Here is a 10,648-nt window from a genome sequence, read left to right on the forward strand (position 1 = left end):
CTCAGAACTTCTCCGTACCGAATTCCCGCCGCCGCCAGCTGCGAATCCGGTCGAGAAAGAGGGGAATCACGGTTGCCGCTTTGGCCGGCCCGATTCCCTTGATCCGCATTGCCTCTTCGACGGTCAGCGGCTGTTTTTCCGCCAGAGCGGTCAGCTCGGCGTCGGAGAGTACCCGGAAGGCGGGAACGCCCCGGGAGCGGGCCACTTCCGTGCGAAGCGAACGAAGTTCACTCTTTAAATCATTACACTCCGTTGCGGGCGAAGTATCCGGAGGCGTCTTTTCCTTCTCCGTCCGGCGGGGCGACGGGGTCTCCTGCCGCATTCTGGAGCGGGCGCGTGGTTCACGGGACGCCGGAAGTTTCCCCTCCTCCAGAAGAGGCGGAAGGGCAAGGAGCGGTTCGGCATGTCCGGCAAACACCTCGTAACCGCGCGCCGTCACGGTAAGACAGGGGTACTCTCCCCGCTCAATCCGGTCGAGGCAGCCGGCCTCTTCCAGAGCGCGGATATAGCGGCTGATCCGGGTGGCATTCAGCGCGGAGAGCGCGCCGAAACTGCGACTGCGGCTCAAACTCCGGCCGGGCGTATCCGCCCCGGAATCGCCGGAAAGGAGTTTGGCAATCCGGGTGGCGCCGAACCGGCCGTCGAATTCATCGACCGCCTGCAGAATGGCACGAATGATGACCGTCTCTTTGCCTTGCGGCGGGCGTTTCGCATCCTGCCCCCGGCAGTTGTCGCAACAGGCACAGTGCCACCCCTTCACGGACTCTCCGAAATAGGAGACAAGCTCCGCCTGGCGACAGCCGCGGGTGGAAGCGTAACTGATCACATCCTCCAGCCGCGCCATCTCGAAGTCGCGTTTGGCCTGCAGAGCGTCATAATCAAGATCCGCCTCACCGGTCTCCGGGTGGAGCAGTTCGGTCGTGCGTCCGGAAAAAGGAACATGCCAGTTCAGGCAGGAGCCGTTGAGCGCATTGAGAACCCGGCGGACCTGTTCCGGAGTGAGTCCTGCCGTATCCGCCAGCTCCTCCACCGTATGGGAGCTCTCCTGCCGGAGCGCCTCTCCGTAACGGCGGATACAGCGGCTGATGAAACGGGAGCGCTGGGTGTTCTCCAGCTGATGAACCAGCCGGAGCTCTTCCAGATCGCCGGTGAAACGCAGAATTCCACAGCCGGAACGCCGGCTGCCCCGGGCGATCAGCCCCGCTTTCTCCAGAATGCCGAAGGCGGCGGAGAGCTGGCTTTCCGCCCGCGCTTCTGGAATCTGCGGGAGCAGGTCGGCCGCGGTGACCTCCAGCGTGGTTGTCTGTTCTTTCTGCCCGAGCCGGCGCAGTGTCCGGTAGAGAGCGCGGATCACCTCTTCCGGCGGGTTGCCGAGATCGATCAGAAACTCCTGCACGAATTTATCCCGGTACGCGAAGAGCAGTACGCAGTCGGCCGGCGCTCCGTCACGCCCGGCACGCCCCGCTTCCTGATAATAGGCTTCGAGCGAACCGGGCAGATTGTAGTGGATCACCTGCCGGACGTCGGGGCGGTCGATCCCCATCCCGAACGCATTGGTGGCGGCGAGAACCGGACAGGGTTCATTCATGAAACGCTCCTGCGCCGCCGTGCGGTCTTCGTCGGACATTCCGGCGTGATAGCCGATGACGCCGAATTCGGCGACCAGCTGTTCCACCGCCTTGCGGGTGGAGGCGTAAAGGATGGTCGGCACCTTGCGGGCCAGCCGTTTGCCGACTGCCGCAAGTTTGCTGGCATCCGACGAACACTGCACAACGGAAAAGGAGAGGTTCGGCCGGCGGAATCCGGCGACATGCAACCGCATTTCCGGCCGGTGAAGCTGAACACAGATATCCTGGCGGACATGCGGCGTCGCCGTTGCCGTAAAGGCGCACACCTGCCGGATGCCGAACCGGTCTGCAACCTCCCCCAGCTGTCGGTAGGAGGGGCGGAAATCGTGCCCCCACTGGCTGATGCAGTGCGCCTCGTCGACCACCATCGTCTCCGGCGGGCAGTGCTGCAGAAAGTCCTGAAAAAACGGCGCCTGAAACCGTTCCGGCGCAACGTAGAGCAGTTTGACCGCTCCGGCGGCGGCGGAGTCGGTGATCCGGCGCTGTTCCGGGAACGGCACGATGCTGTTGATGAAGGCGGCGGGGATTCCCCGCTCGGTCAAGGCGTCCACCTGATCCTTCATCAGCGAAATCAGCGGAGAAACCACGATGCCGTATCCGGGGCGCAAGAGCAATGGCAGCTGGTAGCAGAGCGATTTCCCTGCCCCGGTCGGCATGATGACGCAGAGATCGTCCCCCGAGAGAATCTCCCGGACAATCTCCTCCTGGTGGGCGAGAAATCCATCAAATCCGAAATACCGCTTCAGCGCGGCAGTCACCTCATCCATAGAACGCGTCACCTGTTCCCGGCAACCGGATTGTAACGGATGGAGCGGCGAATCAGACGGTCGCTGTCCCAGAACTTCACCAGATCCGCGGCGAGCTGCCGGAAGTTTGTCCGCCCGAATGCGGCGCGGGTGGCCGCGGCAGGATCCCCCGACTTCGCCAGTTCGCGATAGTAGGTGGGAATAATCCGGGCATACTCCTGTTTCCCGGCGACCGGAGCCCCCTTCAAGAGATAGTAGACCAGCCCCTGGGCGAGCGGGTAGTTGCGGTCGCGGTTTTCCCCGTAAAAAGTCTGATAATCCATTGCAACCAGAGCGGCAAGCTCCTCGGCAGTCACCCGGCGGAAGGTGCGGCGCAGTTTCGTTTCACTGCGTTCGTCGAGCCGCACTTCCGGTTTTCCACCGCGAAATTCGATTCCCTCGAAATACTGAGCCGCCCCCTCATTGAACCAGAGCGAGACCGGAATCCGCCCCAGCGCGTAATGAATGTACTGGTGAAATCCTTCGTGAAACGCCACCTGCCGGATAATCTCCTGCTGGACATTTTCCGGTGCCCGGGCGTCGATCGGCGAGATCACCAGCTCTTCGCGGGCGGGAACCCAGACGCCGCCGGACCATTGCAGCTCCTTGCCGACGTAGGAAAGATACTCCTCGCGGGTTCCGAAAATCCGGACCACGCTGACCGCATCCGGTTTGCCGCGCATCGGAAAGTGGGCGGCAAAGGCGCTTCGCGCCCGCTCCAGATCCCGGCGGAGCCGGATCATGCTGCGCCGGTCCTCCTGGTTGGAGACGAAGATGTAGTTCTCCGTCTCCAGATACCACCAGTCGCGGAAGTTGCGGATGTTGTCGATCACCCGGCGGCGGCTCTCCTGCCAGGAGTCGGAGGTGTTCGTCGCCGTGGCCCCGCCTCCCCGGCCCGCCTCAATCCGCCGCGCGGAGGCATCCTGCTCCGGGCGGAAGAACTGCACACTGCCGAGGGAACGGAGCACCGCCCGCTCCCATTCCGGAGTGAACGTGCCGTTCTCCAGCTCATAGACCAGCAGCATCCGCCGCGCAGGCTCCCGGTCCGGCGCGATCAGGTAGGCGCGGGTTCGACTCCCGGCCGCACCGGTGAAAAGCACCCGCCGCCAGACGCAGTCGTAGATCTTCGTCGTCGCGGCACGGAATCCGGAGACGGCATTGCCGGTGAATGCGCGAATCCATTGTTTCAGCTTCGCATCATCCCACTCCGCCCGGCGGCTGGAAACAGGATAACGCTTTTCCAGTTCGCCGGTTGTCGCGAGATTCCGGTCGGAGACCGGCGGTTCGAGAAGAAGCTCGCCCACCATCACCCGGCAGCCGTCGCCGCCCCAGATTCCGGCGGTCTGGCGACTGCGCCACCATTCAAGTTCGGAGTAGAGCTTCGCCCGGTCCGAACGGCGTTCCGCACGAATCGCCGGCAACGGCAGAGGCTGCGGACGCATATCCCGGAAGGCCCGGAACTTCATCCCGCTCACCGGCAGAACATTTTCCTCCCCCGGAGAAGGAACGTCCGCCAGAGCGGCGGACGCCAGCAGTGCGGCAGCGAACAGCCAGGCTCCCTTCACCGCACGCCTCCTCAGCGATCGACGCGGGCGCCGCCGCCTTTCATCAGTTTCTTCACCTCTTCGAAGGTCGCCATCGAAGTGTCGCCCGGTGTGGTCATCGCCAGCGCACCGTGAGCGGCGCCGCAGTTGACGGCATACTCGACATCACCGGTGGTCATCAGCCCGAAAATCAGGCCGGAGGCGAAGCTGTCGCCGCCGCCGACGCGGTCGAAGATTTCGAGGTTCGGCCGGTTGACCGCTTCGGCGAATTTGCCGTCCTTCCACGCGATCGCGCCCCAGTCGTTGAACGAGGCCGAACGCACCGCGCGAAGGGTGGTCGCCACCACCTGGAAGTTCGGATAACGCTTGACCGCCTCTTCGATCATCGCCCGGAAACTGGCGGTGTCGAGTTTGCTCAGATTGGCGTCAACCCCCTGCACCTCGAGACCGAGACAGGCGGTGAAGTCCTCTTCATTGCCGATCATCACATCGACGTATTTCGCGATTTCGCGGTTCACTTCACGGGCGCGCTCGACGCCGCCGATGCTCTTCCACAGGCTCGGCCGGTAGTTGAGGTCATAGCTGGTGATGGTGCCGTGCTTCTTGGCCGCCTTCAACGCTTCGATCGTCACATCGGGAGTGGTATCCGACAACGCGGCAAAGATGCCGCCGGTATGGAAGTGACGCACCCCCTGCCCGAAGATCGCATCCCAGTCGATATCGCCGGCCTTGAGCTGGGAAACCGCCGTATTGCCGCGGTCGGAGCAGCTCTTCGCACCGCGGCATCCAAAGCCGCGCTCAACGAAATTGAGACCGTTGCGCACTTCGCGGCCGACGCCGTCGAACGGCACCCACCGGATGAACGAGGTGTCCACTCCGCCCTGCAGGATGAAATCCTCCACCAGCCGCCCGACCGGATTGTCGGCAAAGGCGGTGACCACCGCGGTGCGCAGGCCGAAGCAGCGGCGCAAACCGCGCGCGACGTTGTATTCGCCGCCGCCCTCCCAGACGTCGAACTTGCGGGTGGTGTGAATTCGCCCCTCGCCCGGATCGAGACGGAGCATGATTTCACCGAGGCTGATTTCGTCAAAGCGGCAGGATTCCGCGGATTTGTACTGCAACATGATTATTTTCCCTCCTTGAGTTCGACCGCCTTCTTCACCGTGGCGCGGATGCCATCCCAGTTGCCTGCGGCGATCTCGTCGCTCTTGCCGAGCCAGGTGCCGCCGACTGCAACCACCTCTTTGATGGCCAGATAGTTGAGCACGTTATCCGCCGTGACGCCGCCGGTGGGCATGAAGCGGATGCCGAGATGTTTGTAGGGCGCGATCAACGATTTGAGCATCTTGACGCCGCCGGCGGCTTCGGCCGGGAAGAACTTCAGGAACTTGCAGCCGAGCTCGTGCGCCTGCTCCACTTCAGAGGGAGTGCAGACTCCCGGCGCGAATGCAAAATCACTCTCGACCGCGGCACGCACCACCGTGGGATTGAATCCGGGGGTGACCGCAAATTTCGCTCCGGCGTCAAATGCGCGCTTGAGATCGTGGACGTTGAGGATGGTTCCAGCTCCGAGATAGAGGTCCGGGAAGCGTTTCGCCGCCTCCTTGATGATCGCCTCGGCCGCCTGAGTGCGGAACGTGATCTCCGCCGCGGGCAATCCGCATTCGACCAGAATTTCACACATTTTCAGCCCGGATTCCACATCGTTGAGCACCAGCACCGGCACAATCCGGATGCGGGAAAGCTCATTCACCACCTGTTCCGATTTCAACGCAAAACTCATGATTCACTCCTTCTCTCTGAATAAAAGTTGCGATTCATCGATCTGTTTCTCTGTATAGTATACGGCTCCTGCCCCCATTATTCAAGTTCATTTACCGGAATATTGCAGAGGGAAACCGAAAAAAAGATTTGCATTCTCCCGCACTCTCCGTTATACTATGAGAGCGAAAGAGAGAAACCCCGGGAAGGAGAACTTTAAAAATGAATTTTGGACATTGGATCACCAGCCCGCAACTGTCACGCAACTGCGTCACCGCAGATCCCCCTTCGCCGGCGCCGCTGTTCCGGCGCGCTTTCGAATGCAGCGGATTCACGACGGGGCGGGTGCGCCTTTCCGGCGTTGGTTATCATGAACTCTATCTCAATGGCCGCAAGGTCGGCGACCGGGTACTCGATCCCGCGGTGAGCTGCTACGAGAAACGGGTCCGTTTCGTGACGTTCGACATCACCGAATATCTGCATCCCGGCACAAACGTGGTCGGCGTCATTCTCGGCAACGGCTGGTACAACCCCTCCACCGCCGAAGTGTGGAACTTCTTCAAGGCTCCCTGGCGGGACTGCGTGAAGTTCACCATCGAACTTGAGATCGATGGACGGCTCGTGCTGGGCGCGGACGAGAGCTGGAAGTGCACCTCCGGACCGATTCTCTTCGACGCCCTCCGCAACGGCGAAACCTACGATGCACGTTGTGAGATTGACGGCTGGCTCGGTGAGCGTTACGACGATTCCGGCTGGCTCTCCGCCGTGCGAATTGCCGGTCCGGGCGGGATGCTTGACGAGCAGAAGATGCCGCCCTGCAAGGTGCTGCAGACGATTCCGATGACGCTTCATCCGGCGGGCAGGGTGTACGACGCCGGTCAGAATCTCTCCGGCTGGGCACGCATTGCCGTGCAGGGCGAAGCCGGCGCGGAAGTGAAACTGGAATATGCCGAACGGATCACCGAAGACGGGGACCTTGACACCAATTTTCAGGATACCTTCATCAAATCCGGTGACTTCCAGACCGACCGCTACATTCTCAAGGGGAGCGGCGGCGTCGAAAGCTGGGAGCCCCGCTTCACCTACCACGGGTTCCGCTACGTCCGGGTGAGCGTGACCGGGGCGGCGGAAGTTCGGAGCATCGAGGCGCGCTTTGTCGGCACCGCTTTTGATTCCATCGGCAAAATCACCACCAGCGACGAAACGATCAACCAGCTGCAGAAGATGACCCGCTGGAGTTTCCGCAGCAACTTTGTGGGCATTCCGACCGATTGCCCACACCGGGAAAAGAACGGCTGGACCGGCGACGCCGCCATTGCCGCCGATACCGGACTCTACAACTTCGACGTCGGTTCGAGCTACGCCGAATGGCTCCAGCTGCTCGCCGACTGCCAGCGCAGGAACGGGCAGCTCCCCGGCATCGCGCCCACCGGCGGCTGGGGGTTCGACTGGGGCAGCGGACCGGCGTGGGACTGCGCCCTGTTTTCGATCCCGTATGAGATCTATCTGCACACCGGTGACGACACCGCGATCCGGCAGAACTATCCGGCGATGAAACGCTACCTCGATTTCTGCGGCACGATGGAGAGCGACGGCATCCTCGCCTTCGGACTCGGCGACTGGGCGTCCCCGGAGGAGTGCGGAAAATCGCCGTCGCCCGCCCTCACCTCGACCGGATATTACTATATGGACGCCAAGCGGATAAGCTCTTTCGCCCGACTGCTCGGCGAACCGGAGGAGGAGGCGAAGTATCGCGATCTTGCCGAACGGGTTCGCGCGGCGTTCAACCGGAAGTTCCACCTTGGCGACGGCCTGTATGGCGACGGCAGCGGCAAAGGGGAACTTACGGCGCTCGGCTGTGCACTCTATCACGACCTGGTGGAACCGGAATTCCGGCAGCGCACCCTCGACCGGCTGGTCGCGCTCTGCCGGGAAGGCGGATGTCGCGCATACTTCGGCATTCTCGGGGCGAAGTACGTGCCCCGGGTACTCGCGGAGAACGGCCATGCCGATCTCGCCTGCCGTTTCTTCACCCAGCGGGAATTCCCCGGCTGGGCTCACTGGATCGATCTCGGATTGACCACGCTCGGCGAACACTGGGACGGCACCGCGTCGCGCAACCACATCATGTTCGGGGATCTCGGCGCCTGGTTCTTCCGCTATCTCGGCGGCTTCCGCCACGATCCGGAGCGGCCCGGCTGTCGCCATCTCATCGTTGCGCCCTGCCCGGTGGTGGAATCCTGCCGGGCGGAATACCGCGGCTACGTATCGGAATGGGAGGTCAAGGATGGTACCATGACCATCCGTCTCACGGTTCCGCCGAACTCCAGTGCAATGTTGCAGCTGCCCGGCGAAGAACGGTTCGAACTCGGCTCGGGGATCTACGTGCGGAGTGCCAAACTCTGATTGAGTGTTCAAGAAAAAGAGGCCATTATGGCGTGCATACAATATTCTCTCTGGCAGGATTCCGCCGTGGAATCCCGTCTCGACCGTTACACGGATCCTGATCCCAGGAAGAAACCGGCGTTGCTGGTGATTCCCGGAGGCGGCTACGGCTGTGTCTGCGAAACCACCGAGGGGCGGCCGATTGCCGAATGCTTTCAGAAGTTCGGGTTCCGGACCTTCGTACTGCGCTACCGCGTCGCGCCGCACCGTTACCCGGAGCCGCAGCAGGACGCGCTCCGCGCCATCAAGCTGATCCGTGCCAATGCCGATGCATGGGGAGTGCTTCCCGACCAGCTTGCGGTCTGCGGATTCTCTGCAGGCGCCCATCTGGCCGCCTGCACCGGCACACTCTATGACGAGATCAATGCCGCGGACGGCGATTCCGCCGACTCCTGCTGTGCCAGACCGGACGCGCTTCTGCTCGCCTACCCGGTTATCTCGTTCGTCGAACATCCCCATCTGGGCAGTGCGGAAAATCTGCTCGGGAGCAATGCCTCACCGTCGTTGCGCGAACAGCTTTCGCTGGAACGGCGGGTGACCCGGGAGACACCGCCCGCCTTTGTCTGGCATACGGTGACCGACCAGATTGTGCCGTATCGGAACAGTCTGCTGTTTGCCGAAGCGATGTGGAGCGCGAAACGGAAGTGCGAACTTCACCTCTTCCCCTATGGTCCGCACGGGATGCAGTTGGGCTACGGCCGCGACGACATCCGCCGCTGGCCGGAACAGGCGGCGGCGTTCCTGCGCACGAGCTGCGGATTCTCCCTCACCCTGCCCTGCCCCCGGCGGACCGTGGTGCTGACCTTCGACGATGCGGTGAAGAACCATCTCGATTTCGTCGCGCCGCTGCTGAAGGAGTATGGATTCGGCGCAACCTTCTTTCCCTGCCGCTTTTCCGATGAGTGGAGAGAAAAGAATGAAGCGCATCTGCTGACGGGAGCGGAGCTTCGGCAACTGCACGATATGGGGTTTGAAATCGGCAACCACACCTGGAGCCATCCCGACATGCGCACGCTTTCCGCGGAGGAGGCGGAGCAGGAGATCGACCGGTTCGACCGGTTTCTTGCGGATGCGGGAATTCCCCGGCCGAAAAGTTTTGCATATCCCGGCGGACCGTTTGCAGAAAACATCGTTCCGCTGCTTCGTTCGCGCGGATTTTCTGCGGCGAGAACTACGGAACAGCGCCCCTGGGCGAAAAACACCGACGACCCGATGCGGATTCCGGCGTTTCCCATCTGCAAAGACGACCGCCTCGGATTTTTCAGCGCGCTCAGCCATTGCCGGGAGGACAACGCGGTGGTTCTGGTCTTTCATGGCGTGCCGGATACGGTCCACCCGTGGGTGAACAACTCTCCGGAATGCTTCCGGGAGTTTCTGGAATACCTCCGCAACGAGGGGTTCCGGTGCGTTTCCATGGCGGAATATCTTGCGGAGTAGTTTGCTTTCCCCGCTCACGGAGCGTATATTACTCTTTTACGATAACGAAAGACAGGCGGCAATCATGGCAAGACGATCAGTGGCTCTGACGGCATTCCGCGGCGAGGAGTTTCTCGCGGCACAGCTGGATTCCATTCTGCGCCAGAGCCTGCCGCCGGATGAGATCGTTCTCTCCGACGATTCTCCGGACGACGCGACCCGTCAGGCGGTTGCGCCGCTGCTCGCCGCGCATCCGGAAATCCGTTACATCCGCAACTCGGTTCCGCTCGGCCCCGACCGGAACTTCGAACAGGCGATTTCCATGACGACCGGCGATCTGATCTTTCTGGCAGATCAGGATGATGTCTGGCTCCCCGGCCGGATGGCGGCGCTCGCCGCCCGGCTGCCCGATCCCGACGCGATTGCCGGTGCCTTTTGCGACAGCGAAAGTACCGACCGGGAACTGCATCCGCTCGGCGTCTCCCATTGGCGCAACCGCGGCTTTACGGAACGGGAGAGAACGGCCTATTCCGGCTGGACACAGGAACAGCGGCTCATGCTCTTTCTGCGGCGGGTTCCTGCGGCCGGCCACGACATGGCTTTCACCCGCGCCGCCCGGGAGCTGCTGCTCCCCTTCCCCGCACTGCCGGGGTGTTACGACAGCTGGATCGGTCTCGTTATCGCCGCCGCCGGAACCTGGGAGCTGATTCCCGAAGCGTTGACGCTTTTCCGTCAGCACGGCGGCAATCTCTCCGGCTCCGGCAAGCCGGACAGCTGGCGGGGGAAACTTCGTCAGGCGCGGGAATCCGCCGCCTTGAACAGCTTCGGCTGGAACGCCGCTCTCTACCGGGCGCTGGAGGAGCGGCTGGAGCCCCATGTCCCGGTCGAGGTGCTCCGCCATCTGCAGGACCGGAGGGCGCACTCCGAAGCGAGAGCGGCGATGGCGAATTCGCCGCTTCGCCGTCTGCGCCTGGTTTTGAATGAACTTCTCCGCCGCCGCTACTTCCGCTACGGGCGCGGCTGGCTCAACGTGGTGCAGGATCTCCTGCTCCGGAATTGAGGTGAAAAT

At 62.5% G+C, this 10,648-nt stretch carries 7 protein-coding genes; 3 read left to right on the forward strand and 4 right to left on the reverse strand.

Translation table 11 applies throughout. From position 1 onward, the window contains the following. Nucleotide 1: 1 nt before the first annotated feature. From ACMLHG_RS14090 to eda, 4 genes are read right to left on the reverse strand one after another with little or no spacing between them, the layout of a single operon-like run. Nucleotides 2–2,395, reverse strand: coding sequence for a RecQ family ATP-dependent DNA helicase (locus ACMLHG_RS14090; protein WP_417170900.1), 2,394 nt, complete (start codon nucleotides 2,393–2,395; stop codon nucleotides 2–4). 8 nt (nucleotides 2,396–2,403) lie between these two features. After that, a complete protein-coding gene (locus tag ACMLHG_RS14095; protein WP_294435224.1) occupies nucleotides 2,404–3,978 on the reverse strand; it encodes a hypothetical protein in 1,575 nt (524 codons plus the stop codon). Nucleotides 3,979–3,989: 11 nt separating this feature from the next. Next, on the reverse strand, nucleotides 3,990–5,081 hold the full coding sequence (locus ACMLHG_RS14100) for a sugar kinase (protein ID WP_294435222.1): 1,092 nt from the start codon (nucleotides 5,079–5,081) through the stop codon (nucleotides 3,990–3,992). A 2-nt stretch (nucleotides 5,082–5,083) separates the two neighbouring features. Beyond that, the gene (gene eda / locus ACMLHG_RS14105) at nucleotides 5,084–5,740 is read right to left on the reverse strand and encodes a bifunctional 4-hydroxy-2-oxoglutarate aldolase/2-dehydro-3-deoxy-phosphogluconate aldolase (protein ID WP_417170901.1); all 657 of its coding nucleotides are present in this window, start codon (nucleotides 5,738–5,740) and stop codon (nucleotides 5,084–5,086) included. A 200-nt stretch (nucleotides 5,741–5,940) separates the two neighbouring features. Between eda and ACMLHG_RS14110 the strand changes: the two genes are divergently transcribed. The 3 genes from ACMLHG_RS14110 to ACMLHG_RS14120 all read left to right on the forward strand — a co-directional run bounded on the left by ACMLHG_RS14110 (nucleotide 5,941) and on the right by ACMLHG_RS14120 (nucleotide 10,639). Next, entirely contained in the window at nucleotides 5,941–8,124 is a 2,184-nt protein-coding gene (locus ACMLHG_RS14110; RefSeq protein ID WP_295810255.1) for an alpha-L-rhamnosidase, read from the forward strand. Between the two features lie 27 nt (nucleotides 8,125–8,151). Further along, nucleotides 8,152–9,600: a polysaccharide deacetylase family protein gene (locus tag ACMLHG_RS14115; protein ID WP_417170902.1), complete on the forward strand. Its 1,449-nt coding sequence runs from the start codon at nucleotides 8,152–8,154 to the stop codon at nucleotides 9,598–9,600. A gap of 64 nt (nucleotides 9,601–9,664) precedes the next feature. Further along, nucleotides 9,665–10,639 carry a glycosyltransferase gene (locus tag ACMLHG_RS14120; protein ID WP_417170903.1) on the forward strand — a complete coding sequence of 325 codons (975 nt, stop codon included), beginning with the start codon at nucleotides 9,665–9,667 and terminating at the stop codon, nucleotides 10,637–10,639. Nucleotides 10,640–10,648: the final 9 nt, after the last annotated feature.

This window comes from Victivallis sp. (assembly GCF_048170485.1).
Classification (GTDB): domain Bacteria; phylum Verrucomicrobiota; class Lentisphaeria; order Victivallales; family Victivallaceae; genus Victivallis.

Excerpts from the sequence above, each read along its gene's own strand:
- ACMLHG_RS14090 (WP_417170900.1), bottom strand. The coding sequence starts at position 2,395 with ATGGATGAGGTGACTGCCGCGCTGAAGCGGTATTTCGGATTTGATGGA.
- ACMLHG_RS14100 (WP_294435222.1), bottom strand. The coding sequence starts at position 5,081 with ATGTTGCAGTACAAATCCGCGGAATCCTGCCGCTTTGACGAAATCAGC.
- eda (WP_417170901.1), bottom strand. The coding sequence starts at position 5,740 with ATGAGTTTTGCGTTGAAATCGGAACAGGTGGTGAATGAGCTTTCCCGC.
- ACMLHG_RS14110 (WP_295810255.1), top strand. The coding sequence starts at position 5,941 with ATGAATTTTGGACATTGGATCACCAGCCCGCAACTGTCACGCAACTGC.
- ACMLHG_RS14115 (WP_417170902.1), top strand. The coding sequence starts at position 8,152 with ATGGCGTGCATACAATATTCTCTCTGGCAGGATTCCGCCGTGGAATCC.
- ACMLHG_RS14120 (WP_417170903.1), top strand. The coding sequence starts at position 9,665 with ATGGCAAGACGATCAGTGGCTCTGACGGCATTCCGCGGCGAGGAGTTT.